24 protein-coding genes are annotated in these 25,842 nt (G+C 61.4%); 13 read left to right on the top strand and 11 right to left on the bottom strand.

The genetic code is table 11. The annotated features are described in order from the left end of the window. Positions 1-83 precede the first annotated feature (83 nt). On the bottom strand, positions 84-725 hold the full coding sequence (gene parA, locus M0H32_RS06780) for a ParA family partition ATPase (protein WP_248152500.1): 642 nt from the start codon (positions 723-725) through the stop codon (positions 84-86). 274 nt (positions 726-999) lie between these two features. Between parA and M0H32_RS06775 the strand changes: the two genes are divergently transcribed. Beyond that, positions 1,000-2,517 (top strand): diguanylate cyclase domain-containing protein, encoded by a 1,518-nt coding sequence (locus M0H32_RS06775; RefSeq protein WP_248152499.1) that lies wholly within the window; start codon positions 1,000-1,002, stop codon positions 2,515-2,517. 17 nt (positions 2,518-2,534) lie between these two features. Here the strand turns inward: M0H32_RS06775 and M0H32_RS06770 are convergent, their stop codons facing one another. The 5 genes from M0H32_RS06770 to phnC form a co-directional block, all read right to left on the bottom strand. Then, the gene (locus M0H32_RS06770) at positions 2,535-3,764 is read right to left on the bottom strand and encodes a lytic murein transglycosylase (protein ID WP_248152498.1); all 1,230 of its coding nucleotides are present in this window, start codon (positions 3,762-3,764) and stop codon (positions 2,535-2,537) included. 125 nt (positions 3,765-3,889) lie between these two features. Next, positions 3,890-5,224 carry a phosphonate ABC transporter, permease protein PhnE gene (gene phnE / locus M0H32_RS06765; RefSeq protein WP_248152495.1) on the bottom strand — a complete coding sequence of 445 codons (1,335 nt, stop codon included), beginning with the start codon at positions 5,222-5,224 and terminating at the stop codon, positions 3,890-3,892. Between the two features lie 11 nt (positions 5,225-5,235). Next, on the bottom strand, positions 5,236-6,087 hold the full coding sequence (gene phnE, locus M0H32_RS06760) for a phosphonate ABC transporter, permease protein PhnE (protein ID WP_248152494.1): 852 nt from the start codon (positions 6,085-6,087) through the stop codon (positions 5,236-5,238). A gap of 72 nt (positions 6,088-6,159) precedes the next feature. Next, positions 6,160-7,074 carry a phosphonate ABC transporter substrate-binding protein gene (gene phnD, locus M0H32_RS06755; RefSeq protein ID WP_248152492.1) on the bottom strand — a complete coding sequence of 305 codons (915 nt, stop codon included), beginning with the start codon at positions 7,072-7,074 and terminating at the stop codon, positions 6,160-6,162. A gap of 56 nt (positions 7,075-7,130) precedes the next feature. Further along, positions 7,131-7,964, bottom strand: coding sequence for a phosphonate ABC transporter ATP-binding protein (phnC, locus tag M0H32_RS06750; protein WP_248152489.1), 834 nt, complete (start codon positions 7,962-7,964; stop codon positions 7,131-7,133). Positions 7,965-8,359: 395 nt separating this feature from the next. Here phnC and M0H32_RS06745 point away from each other — a divergent pair, with 395 nt between their 5' ends. The 4 genes from M0H32_RS06745 to M0H32_RS06730 all read left to right on the top strand — a co-directional run bounded on the left by M0H32_RS06745 (position 8,360) and on the right by M0H32_RS06730 (position 11,018). Beyond that, positions 8,360-8,986: an LbetaH domain-containing protein gene (locus M0H32_RS06745; protein WP_248152487.1), complete on the top strand. Its 627-nt coding sequence runs from the start codon at positions 8,360-8,362 to the stop codon at positions 8,984-8,986. Between the two features lie 288 nt (positions 8,987-9,274). Beyond that, the gene (locus M0H32_RS06740) at positions 9,275-9,841 is read left to right on the top strand and encodes a helix-turn-helix domain-containing protein (RefSeq protein WP_248152485.1); all 567 of its coding nucleotides are present in this window, start codon (positions 9,275-9,277) and stop codon (positions 9,839-9,841) included. Positions 9,842-9,889: 48 nt separating this feature from the next. Then, on the top strand, positions 9,890-10,510 hold the full coding sequence (locus M0H32_RS06735; protein WP_248152479.1) for an HD domain-containing protein: 621 nt from the start codon (positions 9,890-9,892) through the stop codon (positions 10,508-10,510). A gap of 142 nt (positions 10,511-10,652) precedes the next feature. Further along, on the top strand, positions 10,653-11,018 hold the full coding sequence (locus M0H32_RS06730) for a SpoIIAA family protein (protein ID WP_248152476.1): 366 nt from the start codon (positions 10,653-10,655) through the stop codon (positions 11,016-11,018). 406 nt (positions 11,019-11,424) lie between these two features. On the opposite strand, the gene M0H32_RS06725 is transcribed toward M0H32_RS06730, so the two are convergent. After that, positions 11,425-12,222 (bottom strand): class II glutamine amidotransferase, encoded by a 798-nt coding sequence (locus M0H32_RS06725; RefSeq protein ID WP_248152474.1) that lies wholly within the window; start codon positions 12,220-12,222, stop codon positions 11,425-11,427. A gap of 13 nt (positions 12,223-12,235) precedes the next feature. Continuing rightward, complete coding sequence (locus M0H32_RS06720) at positions 12,236-13,702, bottom strand: aminotransferase class V-fold PLP-dependent enzyme (protein ID WP_248152472.1); 1,467 nt, start codon at positions 13,700-13,702, stop codon at positions 12,236-12,238. A 105-nt stretch (positions 13,703-13,807) separates the two neighbouring features. On the opposite strand from M0H32_RS06720, the gene M0H32_RS06715 reads away from it, so the two are divergent. Then, positions 13,808-14,269 carry an Lrp/AsnC family transcriptional regulator gene (locus tag M0H32_RS06715; protein WP_248152470.1) on the top strand — a complete coding sequence of 154 codons (462 nt, stop codon included), beginning with the start codon at positions 13,808-13,810 and terminating at the stop codon, positions 14,267-14,269. Positions 14,270-14,474: 205 nt separating this feature from the next. On the opposite strand, the gene M0H32_RS06710 is transcribed toward M0H32_RS06715, so the two are convergent. Next, positions 14,475-17,159 carry an SH3 domain-containing protein gene (locus tag M0H32_RS06710; protein ID WP_248152469.1) on the bottom strand — a complete coding sequence of 895 codons (2,685 nt, stop codon included), beginning with the start codon at positions 17,157-17,159 and terminating at the stop codon, positions 14,475-14,477. A 223-nt stretch (positions 17,160-17,382) separates the two neighbouring features. On the opposite strand from M0H32_RS06710, the gene M0H32_RS06705 reads away from it, so the two are divergent. Beyond that, positions 17,383-17,814 carry a hypothetical protein gene (locus M0H32_RS06705; protein WP_248152466.1) on the top strand — a complete coding sequence of 144 codons (432 nt, stop codon included), beginning with the start codon at positions 17,383-17,385 and terminating at the stop codon, positions 17,812-17,814. 74 nt (positions 17,815-17,888) lie between these two features. Here M0H32_RS06705 and M0H32_RS06700 read toward each other — a convergent pair whose 3' ends face one another. Together M0H32_RS06700 and M0H32_RS06695 are read right to left on the bottom strand one after the other, a co-directional pair. Continuing rightward, a complete protein-coding gene (locus M0H32_RS06700; RefSeq protein ID WP_248152464.1) occupies positions 17,889-19,013 on the bottom strand; it encodes a Gfo/Idh/MocA family protein in 1,125 nt (374 codons plus the stop codon). A gap of 34 nt (positions 19,014-19,047) precedes the next feature. Further along, complete coding sequence (locus tag M0H32_RS06695) at positions 19,048-19,758, bottom strand: GntR family transcriptional regulator (RefSeq protein WP_248152462.1); 711 nt, start codon at positions 19,756-19,758, stop codon at positions 19,048-19,050. Between the two features lie 192 nt (positions 19,759-19,950). On the opposite strand from M0H32_RS06695, the gene M0H32_RS06690 reads away from it, so the two are divergent. From M0H32_RS06690 to M0H32_RS06665, 6 genes are read left to right on the top strand one after another with little or no spacing between them, the layout of a single operon-like run. Further along, positions 19,951-21,105 (top strand): LLM class flavin-dependent oxidoreductase, encoded by a 1,155-nt coding sequence (locus M0H32_RS06690; RefSeq protein ID WP_248152461.1) that lies wholly within the window; start codon positions 19,951-19,953, stop codon positions 21,103-21,105. Next, a complete protein-coding gene (locus M0H32_RS06685) occupies positions 21,105-21,995 on the top strand; it encodes an aldo/keto reductase (protein WP_248152459.1) in 891 nt (296 codons plus the stop codon). The genes M0H32_RS06690 and M0H32_RS06685 overlap by 1 nt, the downstream gene beginning before the upstream one ends. Continuing rightward, on the top strand, positions 21,995-22,510 hold the full coding sequence (locus M0H32_RS06680; RefSeq protein ID WP_248152457.1) for a flavin reductase family protein: 516 nt from the start codon (positions 21,995-21,997) through the stop codon (positions 22,508-22,510). The genes M0H32_RS06685 and M0H32_RS06680 overlap by 1 nt, the downstream gene beginning before the upstream one ends. Before the next feature lie 58 nt (positions 22,511-22,568). Then, positions 22,569-23,159, top strand: coding sequence for a TRAP transporter small permease (locus M0H32_RS06675; protein WP_248152449.1), 591 nt, complete (start codon positions 22,569-22,571; stop codon positions 23,157-23,159). Next, the gene (locus M0H32_RS06670) at positions 23,159-24,634 is read left to right on the top strand and encodes a TRAP transporter large permease (RefSeq protein ID WP_248152448.1); all 1,476 of its coding nucleotides are present in this window, start codon (positions 23,159-23,161) and stop codon (positions 24,632-24,634) included. The genes M0H32_RS06675 and M0H32_RS06670 overlap by 1 nt, the downstream gene beginning before the upstream one ends. A 26-nt stretch (positions 24,635-24,660) precedes the next feature. Further along, the gene (locus tag M0H32_RS06665) at positions 24,661-25,719 is read left to right on the top strand and encodes a TRAP transporter substrate-binding protein (protein WP_248152443.1); all 1,059 of its coding nucleotides are present in this window, start codon (positions 24,661-24,663) and stop codon (positions 25,717-25,719) included. Positions 25,720-25,842: the final 123 nt, after the last annotated feature.

Below are 25,842 nucleotides of genomic sequence, written 5' to 3'. Positions count from 1 at the left end.
TCAATCGCGTCTCTGCTGACGCAACGGCGAGAGCCTGTCGCGCTCATTTGGCGTCATTTGGCTAAAACAGGCTCCGGAGCGGGCTATCCGATCCGGCCGATCAGTTCATCGATCAGGGAAGCAACTTCCAGGGCTGCCTTGCTTGAGGGGGCGGCTTCGGTCACCGCGGCGCCCTGCCCCATCGCCGACGCAAACAGCGTCCGGTTACCGAGACGGGCTGCCAGCGCATCGTAACCTGATTCAGTGATCGCCTCGGCCATTGCCGCCGTGAGGGATGCCCGCGGCGGCACCCGGTTGAGCACCAGGAGCGCGGGCGTGTCTTCCCGGGCGGCCATTTCGAAGGTTTGCGACGTCGCCCACAAATCGACTGGCGTCGGCTGAACTGGAACAATCACAAAGTCGGCTGCGTCAATGGCAGGCTTGGCGTCGACATCCGTCTTGGGAGGCGTGTCCACGATGACATATCCGTGGGACCGGGCCAGCGATCTGGCCTCCCGGCGCGCGCCCCAGCCCGACGCCGTGCGAAATTCCAGGCCGGTGCCGTCTTCACCGAGCCGGTCCTCGCGGGCCTCATACCAGGTGCCGAGGGACCCTTGCGGGTCGACATCGAGAATGGCGACCGGTTCCCCGGACTGGGCTGCCAATGCAACCGCGAGGTGGACCGCCAATGTCGTCTTGCCGGACCCGCCTTTTTGCTGTGCAACAGTCAAAATCCGTCCAGACATCCAAATCCCTCCAGAAAAACACCAATAGTTTGCGCCGCAACCTTTCGCATTGCAACAAATCTAATGCTTATCCCAACGAAATTCCCTTGCTCAATCGAAAAAATAGCTATGATCACCAATGGCAATTTTTTAGGCATAGCAGTTGAAGGAGGCCGGTCTGAAGGATTTGCAAGAGCGGAGCTGGGCGTTGCGGTGGCGCAATCCCGCATTTTGCAAACGCTTGCTCTACGGCGCTTTAGAGGAGGCACAGACACCTCCGGCCGGGGCGCGGCCATTGCAATTCAACCTCGCCTGGCTGGAACGATGGTCCGGCCATTACGACGCGGCGATGAAGCTGACCGAAGACGCTTTTTCGCAAATGAGCCCCGACCGGGATCCTGAAGGGTGGTCGGAACTGCTGGTCATCAAGTCCGTCTGTGTCTACAGCCTGGGCGAATTGAGCCTCGCCGACGAAATCCTCGGCGAAAGCCTTGAGGTTCTGGGGCCCGCGGTTCACGGCAAGGCCGGCATTGAGCCGCTGACAGTGCTGGCGAATATGTGCGCCTATTACAACGACTACGACAAGGCGCAGAACAAATTGCGGGACGCCATGGCGATCGCCGACAAGCTGGGCCGAGACTTCGAGCGCGCCCACATCCTGCAAACCCTGTCGCGCGCGGAACTGCGCAACGGCCGGGCGGAAGCGGCCGTTGAAGCCGGTCAGGCCTGCCTAGAGCAGTCGCTGGCGACCCGAAATGCGGTCAATCTGCCTTACGCCTATGAAGTATTGGGCGCCGCCCTGGTGGAAACAGGTGAGCTGAAGGAGGCCAGGCGTTGCGCCCGCATGGGTCTCAGGGCCGCACAGTTCAGCCAGGATCACCGGGTCGCCTGCCATCTCTATTATGTTCTCGGCCTGAGTTACCTGGAAGAACTTCGCTATGACGAAGCCCGGGCGGAACTTGAGAACGGGCTCCTGAACGCGGCCGGTGCCGACTACAATCACTGGACCCGGAATTTCTACCTGAAACTTTCCCAGACTCACGAGGCCCTGGCGGAACATCGCACGGCACTCAACTATCTGAAGGCCTATGTGGAGCTGCAGCAAAAACTGGTCTCGGAGGAAACGGAACGCCAAAGCAACGATTTCAGGAACCGCCTGGAGTTCCGCCTCGCCAACAGCAAGGCCGACTATGAACGCGAGTTGCGCACCAAGACCGAAGCGCTAAACCTGGAGCTGCGGGTCGCCAACGAGGCACTGCGCGATCTCAACGCACAGATCGAACACAATGCGCTCCATGACGCGCTCACCGGGATCGGCAACCGGCGCATGATGGCCCGGTTTTTCGAAACTGTGGAGGCGACCATGGAGGCCGGGACCAAGATCTCGGCCATCTTGATCGATCTCGACCGGTTCAAGAGCATCAACGACCAGGACGGCCATTCCATCGGCGACCTGGTGATCAGGACCGTTGCGCTGCGTCTGTCCGCCCTGCTGCAGGACGGCGAGACACTGGTCCGGATGGGCGGCGACGAATTTCTGATCCTGACCGCCGATAGGACAGGCCTGGACGACCTGACCGCTCTTGCCGAGGAGATCATCCGGGAAGTGAACCTGCCGATGAGCTTCAAGGGCGCCCAGCAAAAATGCGTGGGCGCCAGCGCCGGCGCATCCGTGCAGGAAGCCGGCCCGCTCCTGGAATACGAGTTGCTGCGCACAGCCGACGAAGCCATGTATCAGGCCAAGAAATCGGGCCGCAACACATACTGCCTGCATTCCAGCGTCTACCGCTCAATCACGCAGGACGCGTCCTGAACCGGGCTTGCCGGGCCTTACCTGCCGCCGAGGGCGTAGTATACATTCCAGGACGGGCGGCCGGTGACGGGCAGACCGTATTTTGCCTCCGCCTTGCGGATGCCCTCGCGGGTGGCCGGACCAACCTTGCCGTCGGGCGTGCCGACATTGAAGCCGTTCTTGTTAAGCAGCTTCTGCAATTCCCAGCGCTGCGCCCGCGACAGGCCCGGATTGTTGGTCGGCCAGGGTGTCTTGAACGGTTCGCGGCCGGCGACAAGTTCGGACAGCAAGGCAATCGCAAGACCGTAGGAGGTCGAAGCGTTGTAGGAACGGAGCGCCCGGAAGTTGCGGGTCACCAGGAAGGCCGGTCCCTTGGCGCCCGCGGGCTGGATCAATGCCGCCTCAAGCTTGCCGGACAGACCGCCGCCGTCGATTTTCTTGAGGCCACGTTTGCCCCAGGTCGACAGGGACGCGTATTTGGTGCGCCCGGACGGGCCCGAATAGCCGCCAGGGACCGTGACCTCGAAACCCCAGGGACGGCTGTCCCGCCAACCGGCGTTTTTCAGAAAATTCGCCGTCGAGGCCAGGGCGTCAGGCACCGAATTGACCAGATCCTTGCGGCCGTCGCCGTCAAAATCGACCGCGAGACTGTTATAGGTGCTCGGCATGAACTGGGTCTGGCCGAAGGCTCCGGCCCAGGAGCCAACGAAATCCTTCGCCGGGACATCCCCGCGCGAGGCGATCTGCAGGGTCTTGATCAGTTCGCCGCGGAAATATTTCTGCCGGCGCTTGCCGGCACAGGCCAGGTTGGCCAGGGCGTGAGGCGTATAGAAATCGCCGCGGAAATTGCCGAAATCGCTCTCGATTCCCCAGACGGCCAGCACCACGTGCCGATTGACGCCATAGCGCTTCTCGATCGAACTCAGCGTGCGATTGTGCTCTTTCAGGTATTTCTTGCCGTCCTCAATCCGCTGCGCATCAACCAGAAAGGCCATGTAGTCCCAGATCTCGGTCTTGTGTTCCGGCTGCGAGGTGGAGAAGCGAATGACTTTTTCGTCGTACGACGCCTTGCCGAGCATCTGTTCGGCAATCTCCGGGCGGACCCCGGCGGCAATCGCCTGTTTCTTCAGCGAGGCCACACAGCTGTCGATGGCGAGGGCGGAGCCGCTCGCTGTCCCGGCCGTCAGGCCGCCGACCACCAATCCCAGAATAGCGTTCCTGATCCGCTGAGGCACAGCCCCCTCCTCCAGCTCTGAATCGTCTTCCATTACGCTGACACGCTAGCGCGACGGAAATGCGGCAGGAAGACGCCTGGGGCAGTTATCAAGGACTAAGCAAGAAAAACCCGGCACCGATTGATGCCGGGTTTCCAGGTTCGTCGATGCTTCGAGACCTACTTGCCCTCGATCAGTTTGCGGCGCAGCCAGCCGGAGGTCTGGTCCATCAGGATCACCACCACGATCGTCAGGATGATGATGTAGCTGGTGTTTTCCCAGTCCCTGGACGTCTTCATGGTCTCGACCAGCAACAGGCCGATACCACCCGCGCCAAGCGCGCCGATGACGGTTGCCGAGCGGGTGTTCGATTCCAGATAGTAGAGCACCTGGGAGACAAACACCGGCAGGATCTGGGGGATGACGCCGAAGCGGTAGCGCTGGATCTGGCTGGCGCCGGTGGCGCGTACGCCTTCGACCTGCTTGTTGTCGATGTTCTCAAGCGCTTCTGAGAAGAGCTTGCCGAGCGAGCCGGTGTCGGTGAAGGCAATCGCCAGCGCGCCGGTCAGCGGACCGAGGCCGAAGGCGCGGATGAAGATCAGCGACCAGATCAGCATGTCGATGCCGCGCAGGAAGTCGAACAGGCGGCGGGTGCCGAAGCGCAGGATCTTCGATGGCGTGAAATTGCGCGCGGCGAGGAAAGCCAGAGGCAGGCCGAAAATCGCGGCCGTCAGCGTGCCGAGCACCGCCATCATGATGGTTTCGAACAGGGCCACGAACACCGTGCCGTGCTGCCAGTCCGGGTTTTCCAGGAATTCATGCACGATGAACCAGAGATTCGAATAGTCCGGATCCATCCGGTCGGAACTGAGGGCGAGCGCGTAGAGTTCGCTGAAGGACATGCCCCAGAGCGGCGAGCGGAACGGGAACCAGAAGTTTTCCCAGCCGCCGAAATAATTATGCACCTCGATCTTGGTCTTGGTGACCTGCAGACGCCGGTCGAGGGTCGGGCGCACATCCAGCTTGCGCGGATCGACCTTGACCCAGTCCGGCGCGTCGCTCTCGGGCAGAACGGTTTCGACGCCGTTAGCGGTCGCGGTGCCCTCGATCACCCCATAGCCGGGGATGGTGAACAGCGCGGTCTTGCCGACGATCTCAACCGAATAGCCGTCGCCGAGATCGATCATTGCATTGTCGCCGTCGAGACGCACCCAGTCCGGCACGTCGGAATTGTCATAGGTCGCGGTGCGTTCGCCCTCGGTGGCGACCTCAAACTCGTTGGTCCGGAAGCTTCTGGTGACATGGACCTTGTAGGCGACCGTATCGGTCGCAAGGATCACGGCCCGCTCGGGCTGCGCCCGCATCAACAGGTCCGGCACGCCGAAGGCGAACCACGTATAGACGAGGTATGCCACGATCGCGAACGGCACAAGCAGTGTCACGCGCGCCCGGTGGCGGACCTGTTTCCAGACCAGATCGGGGGTGATCACCGGCTCAAGAGTATCGATAGCCATGGTCAAATCCCTCAATGCGCCCGGCCGGAGCCGACGAGCTTGCCGCGCAGGTAGGACGACAGCTGGTCGATGACCATGATGGTGACAAACAGAAGCACGAAAATCGCGGCGGTTTCGTCGCCGGCGCCCTTGCCCCAGCCGATGGTGCGGCGCAGCTCCTGGCCGATACCGCCGGCACCGACAAAGCCGAGAATGGCCGAGGCGCGCACGTTGATTTCAAGGCGGAGCAGAAAATAGCTGAGATAGTTCGGCGCGACTTGCGGCAGAACCGCGAACCGGATCCGCTGCAGCCAGCTGGCGCCGCATGCCGACAGGCCCTCGATCGGCTTGCGGTCAATGTTCTCATTCACTTCGGAAAACAATTTGCCCAGCGCGCCCGCCGTGTGAAAGGCAACGGCAATCATCGCCGGCACCGGGCTGGAGCCGAGCACGAAGATCAGGAACAGGGCAATGATCAGCTCCGGGAACGCGCGCATGATGTCCATCATCCGGCGGACCACCGGAATGAGCGGGCCCCAGCTGTCGACATTACGGGTCGAGGCCATGGCCAGCACCACGGCAAGCGCGCCACCCAACAGTGTCGCAACACCGGCAATGTTGAGCGTTTCCAGCATGGCCGGAACGAATTGCAGGATCAGGGCAAAAAAGCCAGGACCGGCCGCGACGGCTTCGGCAACAATCTCGCCGGGATAGTCGAAGAACTTGCTGAGGCCTTGCAGAAATCCGCCGGAATTCATCTCATTGGATTTGGAATATCCGGAGACCAGAACCGCAATCACCAGGAGCAGCCCCATCATCGAATAGAGCTGTCGGCGCTTGCGCATGGACAGGATTTCCTGCTCGAGAGCAGCAACGGCCATCATGTTATTCCCTAAAAGGATCGTTCATAAAAACGCGGGCCGGAGACCGGCCCGCGCATGCATCCGGCAACCGGATTACTGGCTCTTGGACTTGCGAGCTTCGATGATCGAGGTGTAGGCCTCGTGGGTGATCGGCTCGAAACCGCGGGCTTCACCAGCCATCACGCCGTAGCCGCATTCCTTGTCTTCCTTGACGAGGTTGGCCATCAGGTCGGTCATCTTGGTCTTGACGTCTTCCGGCAGTTTCTTGGACAGAACAACCGGGCCTTCCGGGATCACCGGCGAACGCCAGATTTCGTGGATCTCGGTCATGTCGACGAGACCGGCATCGGTGGCCTTGCGCAGGGCGCCGGAATTGTAGCCGTCTTCCCATTCGCCCAGGCCGTCGGCCCAGGTTACGCCGCCGTCGATGTCGCCGTTGAAGACCGCAACGATGGTCTGCTCGTGACCGCCGGTGAACTTCACGTCAGCGAAATACTCGCCCGGCTTCATGGAGTAGCCGAGTTTCGGGATTTCGATGGACGGGATCAGGTAACCGGAGGTGGAGTTCGGGTCGCCAAAGCCGAAGACCTTGCCCTTCATGTCGTCGAGGGAGTTGATCTCGCTGTCAACGCGGGCAAAACCGATGGAATAATAGCCGTAGCTGCCATCGTTGTTGACCTTGACCAGAACCGGCTCAACGGCTTCCGGGTCGGTCAGGTAGACTTTCGCGTAGCCGGAAGCGCCCAGCCAGGCCATGTCCAGGTTGCCGCCGAGTAGACCTTCGATGACGCCGTTATAATCGGCCGGTGCGAACAGCTTGACCGGGACGCCGAGCAGATCAGCGGTTTTTTCTTCCAGGCACTCGTAGGCACGCAGGCGGTCGGAAGCGTTTTCGCCGCCCAGGATGCCGATGCGGAATTCGGTGATTTCAGAAGCGCCTGCTGCAGAGGCGTTCAGAGCGATCATGCTGACTGCGGCCAGCGCAGCAACTTTAGCAACGATTTTCATGTGGGACACTCCCCGAGAGTTCTCAATCTTGATGACGTTAAATGGGCGCAGCCGGATCAGACCGCTGCTGCCGCCGGGGCCATCGCACCGGCGGATTCTTTGAAGCCGGACTGGCCGGTGTCGATGGCGGTGGACGTCGCCGCCTCATTAAAGCTTTCATCCGCCCCGTAAATTTCGCGCGCGGCTTCCGTGGTCAGCTCGTCTGGCTTGCCGTCAAAGACGATGAAGCCGTCGCGCATACCGATGACGCGGTCGCAGTAGCTGCGGGCCGTATCGAGCGTGTGTAGATTGCAAAGGACGATCTTGTTGTCGCGCTCGTGAATCTGGCGCAGCGAATCCATGACGATCTTGGCGTTCATCGGATCGAGCGAGGCGATCGGCTCGTCCGCCAGGATCATGTGCGGGTCCTGCATCAGAGCGCGGGCAATGGCGACACGCTGCTGCTGTCCGCCGGACAGTTCCTCGGCGCGTTTCGTGGCCTCCTGGGCGATGCCCAGTCGGTCCAGCGCGGCCAATGCCGAATTGACATCGTCGGCGCTGAAAACGTTGAACAGGCTCTTCAGGGTGCCGTGGCCGTTCAAACGGCCGAGCATGACATTGGTGACCACATCAAGCCGCGGCACCAGGTTGAATTGCTGGAACACCATGGCGCAGTCGCGCTGCCAACGGCGCATCATGCCGCCCCGAAGGCTCAGTATGTCCCGTCCCTCGAACAGGATCTGTCCACTCGTTGCAGGTGTCAGCCGATTGATCATGCGCAGCAGGGTCGATTTGCCCGCGCCGGATCGACCGATGATGCCGACCATCTGCGGCCGGTCGATATTAAAACTTGCCCTGTTGACCGCGGTCCGAGACCCGAAGGTCTTGGTGACATCCTGAAACTGAATCACGCGCCAGCCCTGTTCGTGTTTGATTTGTGCTGGGCGACATGAGCCATCGAACGATTACAGGTTGATGACGGTCTCTTGACCGAAACGTCAAAGATTTATGACAGAACAATGACATAGCCATCTCAGAAACGAGCAGAGGCACATGGGAGGCGACCATTTCCGCAGCGCTCTCAGAAGCTTCTCCGGCCTCTCAACAATAACTTGCACAGCTTCATATTCCCGCAACTTCAAACAGGTTTTCCGAAACAAAATCGATCCGTCCCAGGCTTTCCCCGTTGTCCAGGGATTTGAAAAAAATCAAAACAGTCACGGCTTTGTCATCAAATCGTCACTCCGTGTCCTGCCTGCCCGGCTAAAACCCCTGCCGATCCCGTCACAAAGCGTATGGAGCCCGCATGTCCGCCCCCCACCAGAAACCGTCCCTGTCCGAAGCCCCGAATGTCCATCCGGAGGCCACGGTCCTGAACTGCGAGCTTGGCGTCTGGACCGAAGTCGGCGCGCGCACGGACATGCGCGAGAGCCAGATGGGCGACTATTCCTATATCGTGCAGGACGGCGACGTGGTCTGGTCGACCATCGGCAAGTTCTGCTCCATCGCCCGGCGGGTGCGGCTCAATCCCGGCAATCACGCCACCTGGCGGGCGTCTCAGCATCATTTCACCTACCGGGCGGCGGCCTACGGGCTCGGTGAGGATGACGGCGACTTCTTCCAGTGGCGCAAGGATGACTGGGTCACGCTCGGCCATGACGTCTGGATCGGCCACAATGTCACCGTGCTGGCCGGTGTCACCATCGGCACCGGCGCGATCGTCGCCGCGGGCGCCGTCGTCTCCAAGGATGTTGCGCCCTACACGGTGGTCGGAGGTGTCGCCGCCAAACCGATCAAGCGGCGTTTCACGGAAGCCCAGGAAGACGCCCTGATGGAAATTGCCTGGTGGGACTGGAGCCATGACCAGCTGAAGGAGCGCCTGCCCGATTTCCGGACCCTGCCGATTGACGGGTTTATCGAGAAGTACAGGTAAAACACGGTCTTCAAGCCAGAACAAAAACGACCGTTCTCGTCATCCCGGACGCAGCGTAGCGGAGATCCGGGACCGGGGAGCCCGGATCGGCGATTGCTAAAAAAGAGCGCGAGACACGACACGGTGGCTCCCCGGTCAAGGCTCGCGCTGCGCTTGGCCGGGATGAGGAATGAAAGGTTTGAGGACACTTCAAATTCGTTGAGCTTCGTTGTCCTCTCGACTGAAGGAAGCATTTCACCTGTTCCTTTTCCGGTGCCGTTCAACCGAATACGCTGTATCCTTGCGGCCATGCCGACAGAAACCGCCGTTCTCCAATCCAGTCTCGGCCCGTCGCTGCGCCGGTGGCGGCTTTTGAACCGCGTCAAGCAGGAGGTGCTGGCGCGGGATCTCGGCGTGTCGCAAACGCGCATCTCCAGATGGGAAAGCGGCCAGGCGCGGCCGGACGGCCGGCACCTTCTGAAAATCACCCAGCTTTTGCGCGCCCGGCCCGCGACCGCGGCCGACCGGGCGCTGCTCGATCTCGTGTCGCAGTCCTATGAGCCGGTTCATCTGGTCTGCGACTTGACACACCGGCTGCTCGCCATGTCTCCCGCCCGGCAGGCGGAGTGGCATCTGCCGGTCTCCGAGTTTCTCAACCGGCCGCTGTGGCGCTTCGCCTCGGAGGGCATCCGCAGGGCAGAGCACAGTCTGGCCGATCACGGCTGGTTCGAGCCGGACAGCCCGGACATTCTTTATGAGACGGAGCGGGTCGACTATCCCGAGATGACCATCCCGGAAAGCCGCATTCGAATTTCGCGGCTGCCGCTCTCCGATGGACGTTTTGCGCGCCTGGTGCGCGAACAAGCCGCCGCATAAAATATTCATCGGCTCGTGCACGCCGACCGCGACCGCTACCCTCGCCCCATGACACAGACCGATCTCCCCTCCTCGCCGCTGGCCATTGATCCTGCTCGACTCACCGGCATTCTGGATTTTCTGCAGGCCGCCGAGCAGTTGAAAGACACGCTTCGCTCAGGCTCGACCCGCCAGGGACGGCCGGAAAGCACAGCGGAACACAGCTGGCGCCTGGCGCTGATGGTGCTGGTCTTCGAGAAAGACCTGATGGAGCTTGACGTCTCAAGACTGCTGAAACTCTGCCTTGTCCATGATCTCGGCGAGGCGATCTCCGGCGATGTCCCCGCGCCGTTCCAGACGCCCGGCGATGACCGCGAGGCCCGGGAGCGGCGCGACTTTCAGACATTGTGCGCTCCGCTTCCCGAAGACCTTGCCGGTGAGTTGCTGGCATTGTGGGACGAGTATACCGCTGCCGAAAGTGCCGAGGCGAAACTCGCCAAGGCCTTCGACAAGCTGGAAACCATGCTGCAGCACCTGTTAATGCCGGACGGCGACGTGATCTTTTTTGATTTTAATTTGGGCTACGGGCGGGACCGGACGGACTACGCCCCCCTCACCCGGCAGATCCGTGAGGAAGTCGACCGGCAGACCCGGGCCGTTATCGACAGGCTGGCACAGGAACCGGCCTGACCCCAGGACATTGAAACCTGTGTTTCGGCCGGCCCTACGCAGTAACACTCAGCCCCCCGGCTTTCCTTGATCCCGCCTGAAAGCTGCGCATATCCTTCTTCCGGTTGAAAACGCGCGCATGCGTCGTCTGGGAGCTAATGCCATGTATGAGATCCTGCCCCGCAGCCAGGGACCGGTGCTCGGTGTCGAGATCACCGGCAAGATCGGCATCGATCAGGAAAAGGAACTGATCGCCAAGGCCGAGGAGCTGATCGAGGATCACGGCAAGATCAGCGTCCTGGTGGTCATCGGCGCGCATGCCGGTGTTTCCCTCGAAGCCGCGGCGGCGGACATCAAATGGGTGCTCGCCAACATGCAGCATATGAACAAGGTCGCCATCGTCACCGACAGCAAGCTTCTGGCCGCCCTGGTGGCGGTCGACGCCACCTTCGCCAAGATGGTCGGCATCCAGGAAAAGCATTTCGACAAGGACGAGATCGACATTGCCTGGCACTGGGTGGAGAGTTGATCGTTACCTGGGTAAGGCTCCCGAACCGCGCCACGTATTCATCGTCATCCTGAGCAGGGCCGTCAGGTCCGTCTCGAAGGCCGGTTGCGAATAGAAGAGCGAGTGGCCGATCCTTTGAGTCAGCGCTTTCGCGCTTCCTCAGGATGACGACTTTTTTTGGAGCCAGGGCAGCATATCAGTGCCAATCGGCCTCCAGAAAATTGCCGAGTGCCAAAAGGAGAGCGAGAACAGGGCCAGGTATTTACGACCGCCGCGCCACATATTCAGCGTCATCCTGAGGAGGACCGACAGGTCCGTCTCGAAGGACGGGCTGCACATTCAGGAGCAAGCTGCAGATCCTTCGAGACGCCGCTGTCGAGGCTCCTCAGGATGCCGACTTTTTTGAAGTTAGCTCAGCATATTCTTTTCAACGGCCTGACGCCTCGGCCAGCTCCTCGTCACTCAGAAACGCCGTCTGGATAACCTTGCCGTCCCGGACCTCGATCATCTGGCCCTGGGGCACTTCCATCCAGCAATTGCGGGCTTCGTCCAGCGGCTCGGAGACCACCATGACACCGTCGTCATAGACCCGGTAATAGAGCGAAGGCGCGAAATTGTCCGACGCGTAGCGGGCGGCGTAAAGCGCATCGCCATCGGACCAGCCGGCGGCAAAGCGCATATGCGGTGTGGTGCCGGCATAGCGCGACAGGGCCTCGGCCTCGAAGACGGCACGGGCCATGGCCGCACGCGGATGCTGTTTCAGACCATAGGCAAGCGCCACCAGGAACAGGCTTTCGCTGTCGGTGGCGCCGATCCGGTTCCGGTAGAGATCGTCCGGGATCATGTTGTCGAGGCGGCGGCGGACCTTGTCATAACCGCCGACCTGGCCGTTGTGCATGAAGGTCCAGCGCTCATGGGTGAAAGGATGGCAATTGTCGCGTGTCGTCGCCGTGCCCGTGGACGCACGCACATGGGCCAGAAAATGACCGGAACGGATATGGGTCGCGATCTGCAGAAGGTTCGGGTCCGACCAGGCCGGACGCACGTCCTTGTAGACGCAAGGCGTTTCCCGGTCACCGTACCAGGCAACGCCAAAGCCGTCCGCGTTGACCGAGGTCTTGCAGGACAGCGCGTTGCGGCTTTGGTCGATCAGCGAATGATCGGGATCGCAGATGATTTCTTCCAGATATTTCGGAGCCCCGCTCCAGGCTGCCCAACGACACATGTTTTGCTGTTCCTCAAGCTGCGTCCCGGACGGCCTTGAAACGGGCCGTGGACGTGTCGCAAGCATAATAATCCGCAACTGGATAAGGGTTCATTGCCAGATCCTCGACCGCGGCAATGATCTTGTCGGCTTTTTCCGTCGACATCAGCACCGAAAAATTGAGGCGCGTCCAGCCCGGTTTCTTCAGCTCTTCACCGGACAGGATGCCCTGGCGCAGGGCTTCGGACTCGGCCTGACCGATGTCCAGCAACCGGTGTGCGTAAGGCCCGGCGCAGGCGCAGCCGCCGCGCGCCTGTACTCCGTAAAGATCCGACAGCATGCGGGTGACCAGCTGCTGGTGGATGTAGCCGCCGCGCTCCAGGTCACGGATACGGAAGGAAAATACCGGGAGCACGTGCCGGGCCTTGGCGTTGCCGAGGATCTCGATTGCCGGATTGTCCTGCCAGACGGCAAGCGCCTTGGCGCGCCAGGCGGCATTGCGTTCCGCCATCAGCCGGTCGCCGATCGCTTCCTTGACCAGAAAGGCGAGCGCGGCCCGGATATCGCCGATGACATTGGGCGTGCCTGCCTCCTCGCGCGCCGCGATATTGGCGGAATAGTCATGCGCCCAGGGCGAGACGAAGCGGACGGTGCCGCCGCCCGGGAACACCGGCGTCGTTTTTTGGACTGCTTTCTTGCGCAGGATCATGACGCCGGAGGCCGCCGGACCGCCAATGAACTTGTGCGGCGAAACGACAATCGCGTCCTTCTCCGCATCCGTTCCGGCCTTCATGTCAATCGGCAGATAGGGACCGGAGCCCGCGCAGTCCCAGACGCTGAGCGCTCCATGATGTTTCAGGAGCCTTGTGACGGCGTCCTCATCCGTAACGATGCCGGTGACATTGGACATCAGCGAAAACGCGCCGACGATCAGCCGGCCCTTGCCGGCCTTGCGCAGCACCTCTTCCAGCATGGCGAGATCCGGTCCGCCATCGACCGCCTCGGCGATCTCGATAACTTCGGCGCCGCTTTCCCGCCAGGGCAGAATGTCGGAATGATGCTCATAGGGGCCGATGACAACCAGCGGGTTTTCTCCCCGTTCCGCTGCCCCGGTAACGCCGAGCAGATGCACCAGCCGGTTCAATCCGGCCGTTGCGCCCGAACCGCAAAAGACGGTGGCAAACGCCTCGTCCGCACCGCACATGCGGGCGATTTCGGAGCGGGCCGCCTCGCGCATGCGGGTCATGACGCTGCCGCAGTAGGACGCCTCGGTGTGGCTGTTGGCATAGACAGGCAGCACTTCCTCCAGCACGAATTCCTCGATCTGGCGCAGCGCACGGCCCGAGGCGACGTAGTCGGCATAGATCAGGTCCCTCTCACCGAATGGTCCGGTGATGGTCGCGCCCTCGCCGATCAGGCCTGCGCGCAGGCGCGCAATCAGGTCCGGGCCTTTCAGGCCGTCGCGAAAATGATCGAGTGCCGTGCCGGTTCCGTGGGTCATCTGCTGCTCCGATTGCTATTTGCGCAGATCATACGACCCTTTCAGAGCAGTATTCTTCACCTTGTTCAATTGCACACCCAAAAATTTTGTGTCATTTGATCGTCTATGGATAAAAAATTCGATCAGATTGACCGTGCGCTTCTGCGTGCCCTGCAACGGGATGCCCGCCTGTCGCAACGGGAGCTTGCCGACAAGGTCGGTCTTTCCCAGAACGCCTGCTGGCGGCGTCTCAAGACGCTCTATGAAAGCGGGCTGATCGAGGGCCATACGATCCGGCTCGATCCGGAACGGCTCGGGCTGGATCTCACGGTCTTCGTGATGATCCGCACACGGCACCATTCCAAGGACTGGCTGGAGACCTTCCGCGGCGAGGTTTTGGCGATCGCCAACGTGATCGACTTCTACCGGATCGCCGGTGATTACGACTACATGCTGAAGGTAATCGTCGAGGACATGAACGCCTTCGACCGGGTCTACCAGCGCCTGATCGAGCGGGTCGATCTGGACACTGTCACCTCCTACATGACCATGGAAGCCATAGCGGACGCGCGGGACCTGCCGATTTAGCTGCGGACCAGTTCGGTCGACAATTACCTTTCCACAAAAGACACCGTCATCCTGAGGAAGCGCGCCAGCGCTGTCTCGAAGGATTTGCCCCTTGTTCGAGAATGTGCAGCGGATCCTTCGAGAGGGACCTTTCAGTCCTCCTCAGGATGACGTTGAATATGTGGCCCGCGCTCCAGTGCATGCGCTGGCCGCCAAGGCTTAATGACTACCGCCGCCGGCCGCCGCCCCGGCGTTTGGCAGCGCCGCCACCACCGCCCCGCTGCGGCCGCGCCTGCTGCGGGCGCGAGCGCTGGACGTTGCGCTGGCGGTTGACCTGTTTGTTGCCCGCCTGGCGGGCCTGACGGTCCCGGTTCAGATGCGCAGGCGCCTGAGGCCGTTGCGCCGGGCGCTGCACATTCGGCTTGTTCACCGCCGGGCGCTGCGCCGGTCTTTGTACATTCGGCTTCTGGACGCTTGGCGGTTTCGCCGGCCGCTGTACATTCGGTTTTTGCACATTGGGTTTCTGCACATTCGGCCGTTGAACATTCGGTTTCTGGCCGGCCGGCAGGTTTGTGGGCCGTTGGATGTTGGGCCGGTTGCCTGCATTCGGCCGGTTCTGAAGCTTGTCGCCAATTGGCCGGTTGGCAAGCGCCGCACCAACGCCGGCCCCAATCGCGGCCCCGGCGCCGAGATCACCCAGGCGGTCCTGGATGTTGTCACGCGAGGGGGCGGCAACATCGCCCCAGCGGCCGCCCTCGAATTTCGACCACTTGTCGCCGTCGCGGCGATAGACCGATCCGTCCCGGCCGGCAAAGACATCGCCGCGCCGGTCGAGATTGGCAACACGGCCGAGATTGCCGTCCTGCTTCCAGCGTTTGGCAGCCCCGGTCTGCAGGTCACGGGTCCGGGACCATTGCGGCCCGGTCACAACCTTGCCGCCCCAGGAGCCGTAGATGCCACGGGCGCCGCCCACGACGACCCGGTTGCCCGTGCGCGGGTTATAGGCGGAAATGAAGCCGGCACTGCCGCGCGGGCCGCTGATCGCACCGCCGCGGATATAGCCGCCGGTGCGCGGATTGTAGATCCCACCGCCGGCAATGCCGCGCAACGGACCATAGGCGTAGCCGTAGCGGCCATAGGTGCCGCGGATCGGATTGTAGAAGGCGCCGATGCCGTAGCTCACCGGACGCGGGAAGTAGATCGGGCGCAAACCGGGCCGATACCAGGGCCGGTAGTAGTAGCCGGTCCCGTAGACGAAGGTGCCCCAGGCCAGGAAGCCGGTCAGGTAACCCATCGTGTAACCGTACCAGACGGCGTCCGGTTCGCTTTCATAGATGCGCACATAGGTGGTGTTGTAGACCGGCGAGGACGGCGGGATGGTGTAGATCTCATCCGGCACCGCGGTCGCCACCTGGAACGGGCCTTCCGGGCTGTCGCCGACAAACCAGACCCCGTCCTGAAGCACGTAATATTTCGCGCCGACCTGGATCACCTGGTCATTGGTGTTGACCGCGTAGGACATCGACGTGCCCTCGATTGTCTCGAATTCCGGATCCCCCGCATAGGCGACCTCCGCCGAGACAGAGCCGATCTCAACCCGCGCCGTAGATGGAATGGAGGCCTTGAGCCGGGCTTGTTCCGCCTCCGACGTGCCGGGAATCGAGGAGAGCACCGAATAATAGGATGCGTCTTCGGATATGTTCTGGAAATCGGACGGCATATCAGGCGTCGTGAAGGTCCAGGGGCCCTTAAGCGAGGTCGACTTGAACCAGCGGCCCGAGACCAGGATGTACCAGGTGGACGTGGACTTCAGGAAGAAGACGTCGCTGTCGGTGTTGGACGCCCATTCCAGATCGGTGCCTTCGACAGGCTCCAGCTTGGGTTCGCCTTCGAAGACGATCATTTCCGCCGGCGTGTCGGAATAGATCACCTTTGGGGGCTTGTTGTCCGGGAAAGGTTCGCCCGGTATGGCTTCCTTCGTTTCCTTCCAATTGTCGTCATCCGGCAGCGAGTTGATCAGATCGGGGAGTTTGTCGACCGGCTGCCAGCCGCTGGAGACGTCCTTGGTCGTCAGCCACGAGGTCTGGTCGCGCAGGTAAAGCTCGCCCGTGTCGTCGATCTTGAGAATGTCCCAGTTGGTGTTGATCACGAAACTGAGGCCCTGGTCGCCTTTGACGGGCGCCAAGATCGGCGCGCCTTCGGTCTGCACTAGAATGGACGGCTCGGTTGTGATGAAGATTGGCGGCGCTTCGCTGTTCAGGCCCTGAACATCGTCCATGCGCTGGTATTCGGCGAGGCCTGCCGTGATCCGGTCTTCCTTCACGGTGATCGAACCGGTCGGCATGATCTTGCCGACCTGCAGTGACAGGTCCGTCAGCGACGTCCGGTCGAGAGACGAAAAATCAAGTTGGGTCACCTGGATCTGGCTGACATCTACCTCGCCGTTCTCCGTGTCCGCAACGGTCGTGCCGCTGACACCGATGACGCCGAAGATCGGCTTGGCATCCTTGTCCTTGATATATTCGGCGGCGATCAGTGCCTTGAGGGTCTTGAAATTGTCCCACTCGGTGAATTGCGGCTGATAGAGCACCAGCGTCGCGCCGGCATCGGTCTCAAACGAGCGCGGCCAGCCAGTGGTCTGTTCCGGTTCGCTCAGCTGCAGATACTGGCCGCTGACAAAGCCGTTCTGACCGTTGTAACTGATCGAGCACCAGGCGCCGTTATCGTCGCAGTTTTCAAGCTCGACCTGGGTGCCGTTCGGAACTGTGCCGAGCGAGCCGAAGCCGGTGCCAGGTCCCTGGCGGAAATTGACATTGGCCGTGGTCACCGCAGGCGCGGCCAGAGCGCCGTTTACGAGAACCGTCTGGAAAACGAGGGTGGACGAAAGAAAGACTGAAAGAAACTTGCGCATAGGGGGCTCCCTTAGGCAGGGCCGGTTTGTCCGGTCGGAACGCGTGCACAGTGCCAGTTGCCATCTGCAGCGAGAGCAACCGTGACGTCAGAATAAGATCCTGCGCAAGGGGCGAAAAAATGTCCAGTGCCGCGCAACACATCTTCCTAACGCTTGGTAAGTTCATATTTTGACTGCATGGTGACACTCAACGCAGTTCGCGTCGATTTCAGGAGCCCTTCCGATGCCTTTCGCCTACCGCGCCGCCTTGCTTTGTCTTGCGGCATTGCTGTTCTCCGGTCTGGTCTCCCTTGTCTCCGCGGGCAGTGCCCGCGCGGAAATCTTCTATTGCCAGAGCACGCGCAGCCCGAATGGCAGCGCCAAATATTGCAATTTTCTGCTTTTCGACCGCTCCTTCAGCCGCCACCGACAGGTGATCGTCGCCCAAGGCGCCCGGCGCGAGGTGGCAATAAACGGCCGCTATGACCTTTTCTGCGTTCTGGTGCAGAACACCCGCGATGTTCCGGACAACTTCGCCTATCGCAAACAGCAATGCCGCAAGACGGATACGGGACGGGAATACAAGGTGCCGATCCGCGCGCTCAACATGCGCCGCGGCCGGGACGGCTTCAGCACGGATGCCATCGGCTCTCTGCTGCCGGACGACAGCTGGTAAAAATAGACCGGCGAGACCTGTGTCACGCCGGCCGATGCCCCTGAGGAAACACTGCCTCGCCAGGATTATGAACCCTAGCAGGCGACCGAGGAAAGAGACTGCGGCCTGATCAGAACAGCCTGCCCGGTGCGCGCGGATTGCTGCGCGGCGAGGCCCATTTCCACCGCCCGGCGGCCGTCCTCTAGCGTGACTTCCGGCAGGGCCTTCTCACCGCGCACGACGGCGACAAACCCCTCATGCTGATAGAAGGTCGAGCCGTTGTGGTCGCCCGCGTCGAGTATGGTCGGATCGACCGGGATATCGATCTGGCGCGGTCCTTTCGGGCTGCGCGGCGAAACGACCAGCTGCGGCACAGGCGGCTCGCCGAGTTCTTCCGGCCAGAACCGTCCCGGGCCCGGTACAAAGGCTTCGATCTTGCCCTGCGGCCCGACGGCGACCACCTCTTCCTGGTAGCGCGAGCCTTCTGCGAACATGCAGAGTTCCAGCATGGCGCGGGCGCCGTTTTCGAAATCGACGATCACATAACCATTGTCGAGAATGTCCGGCTGCGCGCCGTCATAAACCTCGTCCTTGTGGTTGGCGTCCTGACCGGCGGAGGCCATCACGCGCACCGGTTCGGCCTTCATGATCAGGCGCATCAGGTCGAAGAAATGGCAGCATTTCTCAACGAAGGTTCCGCCGGAATACTTGTTGAAGCGGTTCCAGGCGCCGACCTTGTCGAGGAACGGGAAGCGGTGCTCGCGAATGGTCAGCATCTTGATGCCGCCCGTCGCCGCTTCGGCCTGGTCGATCAGGGCCGCGATCGGCGGCATATAGCGGTACTCCATTGCCACCCAGACCGGTGCCGGGTAATTCGCCTTGAAGGTGTCGAGCTCGGCGAGATCCTTCGGGTCGGTGAAGAGCGGCTTTTCGACAAGCAGCGGCAGCGGGCGCTTCCTGCGGATTTCCTCCATCTGCGGCACGTGGCAATGGTTGGGGCTGGCGATCAGGATGCAATCGAGCGCGTCGACATCCAACAGCTCCGCAACCGAGTCCACGAATATGGCGTTGGGCGCGAAGCGCGCAGCCTCGGCGGCCATGCCGGCGTCGGGCTCGAAAATCACAGTGACCTCGGTGTCCGGCAACAATGCGATGTTGCGCAGGTGTTCCTGCCCCATCATGCCGCAGCCAATGACCCCGTAACGTACCTTTGCAGGCATTTCATTCTCCTTGTGCGGCGGGTTTGCGGCCCACCTATTTCAGTCGCTGAACGTAATGCGCCCGGTTCGTGTCGAACCAGGTTCGCGAATATTCGATTGGCTTGGGCCGGTCGGCCCAGCTGAAGCGTTCGATGAAACCGGTGACGGTACCCGGGACGAGGGAAAAGACCTCCGGCGCCCAGTCAGGCACCTTGCCGATGGTCACCCGGTCCTCGGCGCGCGCGATCCAGAAACCGAGCTGTTTCTGGTAGTAGCGGTAGAGAGAATCGGACAGGAGATCGCGGCGGACCGTGCCGGCATCGCCGTCGAGCCAGATTTCCTCGACCGCGATCATCACGTCATTCAGATATCTGAGACGGCGGATGCGGGTTCCCTCGCCGCTTGTACCGAAGGCCGGCAGATCGTCCGGCTTGGCCAATCGCGTCACGTCCAGAATGTCGGCGCGCGGCAGACCGCCGCCCGACAGAAGCTCCAGGCGAAACATGGCGTAGACGCTTTCCTGGGTGCCGCCCTGACGTATGTAGTTCCCCGAACCCTGGATCCGCTCGAGTAAGCCTTTTTCCGTAAGATCCGCCAGCGCCTTGCGCAATGTGCCGATGGAGATGCCAAGATCCTCGGCCATGTCTCTTTCGGGCGGCAATCTCTCGCCGTCAATCAGCCGTCCAGCGGCGATATCCCTAATCAAAAGCTCACTTATCTGCACATAGAGCGGCAGCGCGTTGGGCGACTGCGAAGCGGTGGGCATGATGTTTCCGGTTGCCTGTCTTTCGAAATTGATACACTATTGATTTACATCAAACCGGGTGATATGCAAGAGGAAATCGACGGCAAAGTGAAGCCAATCGAAAACAAACGAAAATAGCGAAACCTCAATCGTTCAAATGCGGGCGGCACGAGTGCTTCGCCATTCAAACGGTTGATCCCGGGGAGGAATTTCATGACCGCAGTCCCAGTCACGTCACCGGATCTCGATGCAGCGGAGGTATCCTGGTTTGCTGCATTGTGTTCCGACGACTATCAGTTTCTGGGGGTTCCCGAAGGCCACTTGCGCTCGAGCTGGGAGCATTGCTCGTCCATCGTGAAGACCGCCGAGGCGCAGGGCTTCCGCAACATCCTGTGTCCGTCCTCCTATCAGGTGGGCCAGGACACGCTGAGCTTTGTCGCCGGATGCGCGCCAATCACCGAGAAAATCAATCTTCTGGCGGCCGTGCGTTGCGGCGAGATGCAGCCGATCATGCTGGCGCGCACCATTGCGACGCTCGATCACATGCTGAAGGGCCGGCTGACGGTCAACATCATTTCCTCCGACTTCCCGGGCGAGCAGGCCGACAGCGGCTACCGCTACCAGCGCTCGCGCGAAGTGGTCGAGATCCTGAAACAGGCCTGGACCCGGGACGAGATCAATTACGAGGGCGAGGTCTACAATTTCAAGGGCCTGACCACCGATCCGGTCCGCCCCTATCAGACCGGCGGCCCCCTGCTCTATTTCGGCGGTTATTCGCCGGCGGCCCTGGACCTGTGCGGCCAGCATTGCGACGTCTATCTGATGTGGCCGGAAAAGATGGAAGAGCTGGAAGGCCGCATGAAGGCCGTCCATGCGGTCGCCGAGAAATATGACCGCACGCTCGACTATGGCCTGCGCGTCCACATGATCGTGCGCGACACCGAGAAGGAAGCGCAGGAATATGCCGACTACATCGTCTCCAAGCTGGATGACGACCAAGGCACGGCCATCCGCGAACGCGCCCTTGATGCCAAGTCCCTCGGGGTTAGCCACCAGGCCAAGAACCGCGAGGTCGCCGACGCGTTCGGCTATATCGAACAGAACCTGTGGACCGGCGTCGGCCGGGCCCGTTCGGGCTGCGGCGCCGCGCTGGTCGGCTCCACCGACCAGGTCATGTCCAAGATCGAGGGCTACCAGAAGATGGGTATCCGCGCCTTCATCTTCTCCGGCTATCCGCATCTGGAAGAAGCCAAGCATTTCGGCGCCCGCGTGCTGCCGAATCTGAAGACCTGCTCGCTTCCGCATGCCTATGGCCGCGTTCCGGCAGAAACCCCCGCCACCCCGCTCGGAAACGGAGTCCGCCGTTAATGGAACGCGTCAAACTCTCTGAAACGCTTGAATTTTCCCGCCTGATCTATGGCATGTGGCGCCTTGGCGACGACAGCGACACCTCGCCGGCCCATGTGGAACGCAAGATCCAGGCCTGCCTCGACCAGGGCATCACCACCTTCGACCAGGCCGACATCTATGGCGGCTATGCGGCCGAGGCCGTGCTGGGTGGCGCGCTGAAGGCCAATCCGGCGCTGCGGTCCAAAATGGAAATCGTCACCAAGTGCGACATCGTCGCGCCGATGGGGCGTTATGCCGATGCCAAGGTGAAATATTATGACACCTCGCGCGCCCATATCGAACGCGCGGTCGAGTACTCGCTTGCCGACATGGGCATCGAGACCATCGATCTCCTGCTGATCCACCGGCCCGATCCGTTCATGGACCATCAGGAAACCGGCGCCGCGCTCGACGATCTGGTCAAGAGCGGCAAGGTGAGAAACGTTGGCGTTTCCAATTTCCGCCCCTGGGACTGGGAACTGCTGCAATCCGCCATGTCGGGCAAGCTGGTCACCAACCAGATCGAGATTTCGTTGAAGGAGATTTCGCCCTTCACCAATGGCGATCTTGCCTTCCACCAGCGCCTCGGCACCAAGCTGATGGCCTGGTCGCCGCTCGGCGGCGGATCTCTGATCACAGAAGGCGGCCCGCTCGGCAAGATCATGGACGAACTGGCGCTTGAACATGGCGTCGACCGGTCCGCGGTTGCCGTCGCCTTCCTGCTTGCTCATCCGGCAAAACTCCTGCCGGTCATGGGCACCAACAATGTGGAACGGGTCTCCCGGATTTCCGATGCCCTGAAAGTCAATCTTGACCGGCAAACCTGGTATCGCCTCTACGAGGCGGCCCTTGGACAAGAGGTGCCCTGATGACCATGCAGAACGCCAATCATCCCGTTACATTCGAACCGGATACGGACAACACCCGCCTCCTGCGCGATGCCTTCGGGCGTTTCGCGACCGGGGTCACGGTGGTGACCACCCATTCGGCGGACGGCCCTGTTGGCATTACCGCCAACAGTTTCTCGTCCGTGTCGCTGGACCCGCCGCTGGTACTGTGGATGCCCGACAAGGGCTCGCGCCGGTTCCGCTATTTCGAGACCGCCAAACACTATGCGATCCACGTGCTCAGTCATCACCAGGCCGAGGTCTGCAACGGTTTCGTGCGCAACGCCCACGCCTTTGACCAGCTGCCGCACCGGATCGACGACAAGGGCGTGCCCCTGATCGAAAACTGCCTCGCCCGGTTCGAGTGCAAACGCTATGCCGCCTATGAAGGCGGCGACCATCTGATCGTGCTCGGCGAAGTCATGCAGGCGGAAATGCGCCAGGGAGATGCATTGACCTTTTTTGCGGGCAAGCTCGGCCAAATCGCGCCAGAATAAGCGCGGAAACCGGGGCGGCGAACGCCCCGTTCCGGAGGGAACTTAGGGAGGAGCCCAGATGGGCATTATGCTGGCGGTCCTTGCACCGCTCGACTGGCTCAATTCGCATCTGTTGCGGATCGGCCGCTGGATCGGCATCCTTGCCGTGGCACTGATGGTGGTGGCGATCCTGGTTCAGGTCGTCGCCCGCTACGTCTTCAACAATGCCCTGCCCTGGCCGGACGAAGCTGCCCGGTTCTGCATGCTCTGGATGACCGGCCTGATGGCGCCGACGGCCTTCCGGCGCGGCGGATTTGTCGCCATCGACATGCTGACCCATGCCCTGCCCCGGATTCTTGGAAATCTGCTCTCCCTTGTCCTGCTGCTGATCTCTCTCGCCGTGCTCGTGGTTGCGGTCCAGATCGGTTATGGCGAGGTCACCGGTTTCGGCGGCAAATTCGCCACCGCCTCGCTTTATGTGCCGGGCAGCCTGACCTTTGACCAATGGATCCGCGTCCCGCGCAGCTGGATGATGTTGTCGCTGTTTGTCGGCGTGATCCTGCTGGTCCTGGTCAATATCGAACTGGTCCTGCGCAACCTGATCTCACTGCTCGGCGGCGGCGAACGCCTGCCGATCATTCCGGACGCGGACATGGCGGGGGCTGACTGATGCTGATCTGGTTTCTTCCCGTCTTTCTCGTCTTCCTGATGATCGGTCTGCCGGTGTTCTTCGGCCTTCTGGCCGCGCCCGGCATGCTGTTGTGGCTGAACGGCCAGGAACGCGACATCACGCTGCTCTACCGCAACGTCTACAACGGCATGGACAGCTTTCCTCTGATGGCGATTCCGTTCTTCATGCTCGCGGGCGAGATGATGAACAAGGGCGGCATCACCACCCGCCTGGTGGAATTCTCGCAGGCGCTGATGGGCCATCTGCGCGGCGGCCTCGCCCATGTGAACATCCTGTCGTCGATGCTGTTCGCGGGCCTTTCGGGATCCGCCGTCGCCGATACCTCCGCGCTCGGCTCCATGCTGATCCCAGCGATGGAAAAGCAGGGTTATACCCGCAAGTTCGCGGCGGCCGTCACCGCGGCCTCCTCGGTGATCGGTCCGATCATCCCGCCCTCCGGCATCATGATCATCTACGCCTATGTCATGGGTGAGAGCGTCGCCGCCCTATTCCTGGCCGGGATCGTACCGGGCGTTATGGTGGGCATCGGCCTGATGCTGATGGTGCGCTTCATGGCGGACAAATACGACCTGCCGAAAGCCCAGCGGATCGTCAATCCGGGCCAGAAAATGGCCCCGGTCGAATACTGGGTGTCCCTGCTGCTGCTGCGCCTCAATCTGGCAACGCTGCTCATGATGGTAGCCACGGCCTTTGTGGATTTGTCGGGCGTGACGGCTATCGTTCTCTTCCTGGTGCTGTTGGCAGTCTCGCACGGCATCCTGCTGAGCCTGCGCAAGGCCGTCTCCGCGGATTTCCGCACCGTCTGCAAAAAGGCGGTCGCGCCGTTGCAGACACCGATCATCATTCTGGGCGGTATCCTGATCGGTGTGTTCACGCCGACGGAAGCGGCCGCTGTCGCCGTCGCCTATGCGCTGATCATCGGCTTCTTCGTGCTGCATTCGATCAGGCTGAACGACCTGCCCGGCATCCTGAACCGGGCCGGCATCACCTCCGCCGTCGTGCTTCTGCTGGTCGGCGCGGCGATGGCCTTCAAGACCGTGGTCAGTCTCAGCCATGCACCCGAAATCATGGCCGACTTCGTGCTGACCCTGTCTGACAACCCGCTGATCCTGCTGTTCCTGATCAACCTGCTCCTGTTTGTGGTCGGCATGTTCCTGGACGCGGGTCCGGCCATCATCATTCTCGGACCTATCCTCGGCCCGATTTTCATCGAGATGGGCGTCGATCCGATTCACTTCGCCATCATCATGAGCGTCAACCTGACCATCGGCCTGGCCACACCGCCCATGGGGCTGGTGTTGTTCGTCGCGGCCTCGGTTTCAAAGGAACGGGTCGAAACCATCGCCAAAGCCATTCTGCCGTTTCTCGCGGTGGAGATCGCCGTGATCTTCCTGATCACCTATATCCCGGCACTTTCCATGACGATCCCGCGTCTGACCGGATTTGCCAACTGATTTGAGCTTACTTAGGGAGGAACCTCATGCTCAAAACTGCCCTCAAAACGCTCACCGTCGCGGCTATGCTCGCCGGCTCGAGCCTCAGCGCGATTGCCGCGGATTATACGCTGCGCGCAACCGCCAACTCCAACGAGAACGACGAGGACTATGACGGCCTGGTGGTCTTCAAGAACTTCGTCGAAGCCGCCTCCAACGGCGCCATCGAAGTCGAACTCTTCATCGGCACGCAGCTCTGCTCCAACGGCGCGGAATGCCTGCAGGGCGTCGCCGGCGGCGCGATCGACATCTACATTTCCACCTCCGGCGGCGCGTCGGGCATCTTCCCGTATGTGCAGGTTCTCGACCTGCCTTACATGATGAGCGACGACCGTATCGCCGAACATGTTCTGTCCGGCCAGTTCACCCGCACCATGCGCGACATGGCCCTGGAAGACAGCGATAATGCGATCCGCCTGATGACCATCGGTAATACCGGCGGCTGGCGCAACTTCGCCAACACCAAGCGCCGCGTCGCCATGCCGGCCGATATGGAAGGTCTGAAAATCCGCACTGTGGTCGCCGACCTGCCGCAGGAGCTGGTCAAGGCCCTTGGCGCTTCCCCGACCCCGATCCCGTGGCCGGAGCTGTTCACCTCCTTCCAGACCGGCGTTGTCGAAGGTTCCAAGAACGGCATCACCGACATCATGGGCATGAAGTTCCCGGATGCCGGCCTGCAATATGTCACCCTGGACGGCCACGCCTATATGGGCGCGCTGTGGTGGATGAACAACGAGAAGTTCCTGTCCATGCCGGAAGACCTGCGCCGCGTTGTCGTCGACGGCTTCTATGCCCTGCAGCAGGCCACCTTCGCCTCGCCGAAGCGCAAGTCGATCAAGGCCTATGAGGACTTCGTGGCCGGTGGCGGCGATCTCTACGTGCCGACCCCGGAACAGAAGGCCGCCTTCAAGGAAGCCGCAACCCCGGTCTATGCCTGGTTCCAGGAAAACGTTGCCCGTGGCGGCGAGATCTTCGGTGCCCTGGAAGAGGCCGTTGCGGCAGCGGAAGCCGACGTCAACGCCTCGCGTGACGCGGATCTGAACTAAAACGAAAAACACCGCGCCCAATAGTCATTTGGCGCGGTGTCTACTTTCTCTTGCTTCGTCATTGCAGGGCTTCACCCTGCAATCCATGCCGTGACCTTGCCTCAATCACGGCTCTCGTCTCTG

This window comes from Roseibium sediminicola (assembly GCF_023156505.1).
GTDB lineage: Bacteria > Pseudomonadota > Alphaproteobacteria > Rhizobiales > Stappiaceae > Roseibium > Roseibium sediminicola.
The sequence above is the reverse complement of the archived record's forward strand: the minus strand, read 5'-3'. Positions and strand labels throughout refer to the sequence as shown.

Excerpts from the sequence above, each read along its gene's own strand:
- M0H32_RS06725 (WP_248152474.1), bottom strand. The coding sequence starts at position 12,222 with ATGTGTCGTTGGGCAGCCTGGAGCGGGGCTCCGAAATATCTGGAAGAA.
- phnE (WP_248152495.1), bottom strand. The coding sequence starts at position 5,224 with ATGGCTATCGATACTCTTGAGCCGGTGATCACCCCCGATCTGGTCTGG.
- M0H32_RS06690 (WP_248152461.1), top strand. The coding sequence starts at position 19,951 with ATGACCGCAGTCCCAGTCACGTCACCGGATCTCGATGCAGCGGAGGTA.
- phnE (WP_248152494.1), bottom strand. The coding sequence starts at position 6,087 with ATGATGGCCGTTGCTGCTCTCGAGCAGGAAATCCTGTCCATGCGCAAG.
- M0H32_RS06720 (WP_248152472.1), bottom strand. The coding sequence starts at position 13,702 with ATGACCCACGGAACCGGCACGGCACTCGATCATTTTCGCGACGGCCTG.
- M0H32_RS06770 (WP_248152498.1), bottom strand. The coding sequence starts at position 3,764 with ATGGAAGACGATTCAGAGCTGGAGGAGGGGGCTGTGCCTCAGCGGATC.
- M0H32_RS06695 (WP_248152462.1), bottom strand. The coding sequence starts at position 19,758 with ATGCCCACCGCTTCGCAGTCGCCCAACGCGCTGCCGCTCTATGTGCAG.
- M0H32_RS06735 (WP_248152479.1), top strand. The coding sequence starts at position 9,890 with ATGACACAGACCGATCTCCCCTCCTCGCCGCTGGCCATTGATCCTGCT.
- M0H32_RS06710 (WP_248152469.1), bottom strand. The coding sequence starts at position 17,159 with ATGCGCAAGTTTCTTTCAGTCTTTCTTTCGTCCACCCTCGTTTTCCAG.
- M0H32_RS06730 (WP_248152476.1), top strand. The coding sequence starts at position 10,653 with ATGTATGAGATCCTGCCCCGCAGCCAGGGACCGGTGCTCGGTGTCGAG.
- M0H32_RS06665 (WP_248152443.1), top strand. The coding sequence starts at position 24,661 with ATGCTCAAAACTGCCCTCAAAACGCTCACCGTCGCGGCTATGCTCGCC.
- M0H32_RS06740 (WP_248152485.1), top strand. The coding sequence starts at position 9,275 with ATGCCGACAGAAACCGCCGTTCTCCAATCCAGTCTCGGCCCGTCGCTG.
- M0H32_RS06685 (WP_248152459.1), top strand. The coding sequence starts at position 21,105 with ATGGAACGCGTCAAACTCTCTGAAACGCTTGAATTTTCCCGCCTGATC.
- M0H32_RS06700 (WP_248152464.1), bottom strand. The coding sequence starts at position 19,013 with ATGCCTGCAAAGGTACGTTACGGGGTCATTGGCTGCGGCATGATGGGG.
- parA (WP_248152500.1), bottom strand. The coding sequence starts at position 725 with ATGTCTGGACGGATTTTGACTGTTGCACAGCAAAAAGGCGGGTCCGGC.
- phnD (WP_248152492.1), bottom strand. The coding sequence starts at position 7,074 with ATGAAAATCGTTGCTAAAGTTGCTGCGCTGGCCGCAGTCAGCATGATC.
- M0H32_RS06680 (WP_248152457.1), top strand. The coding sequence starts at position 21,995 with ATGACCATGCAGAACGCCAATCATCCCGTTACATTCGAACCGGATACG.
- M0H32_RS06715 (WP_248152470.1), top strand. The coding sequence starts at position 13,808 with ATGGATAAAAAATTCGATCAGATTGACCGTGCGCTTCTGCGTGCCCTG.
- M0H32_RS06705 (WP_248152466.1), top strand. The coding sequence starts at position 17,383 with ATGCCTTTCGCCTACCGCGCCGCCTTGCTTTGTCTTGCGGCATTGCTG.
- M0H32_RS06745 (WP_248152487.1), top strand. The coding sequence starts at position 8,360 with ATGTCCGCCCCCCACCAGAAACCGTCCCTGTCCGAAGCCCCGAATGTC.
- M0H32_RS06670 (WP_248152448.1), top strand. The coding sequence starts at position 23,159 with ATGCTGATCTGGTTTCTTCCCGTCTTTCTCGTCTTCCTGATGATCGGT.
- M0H32_RS06675 (WP_248152449.1), top strand. The coding sequence starts at position 22,569 with ATGGGCATTATGCTGGCGGTCCTTGCACCGCTCGACTGGCTCAATTCG.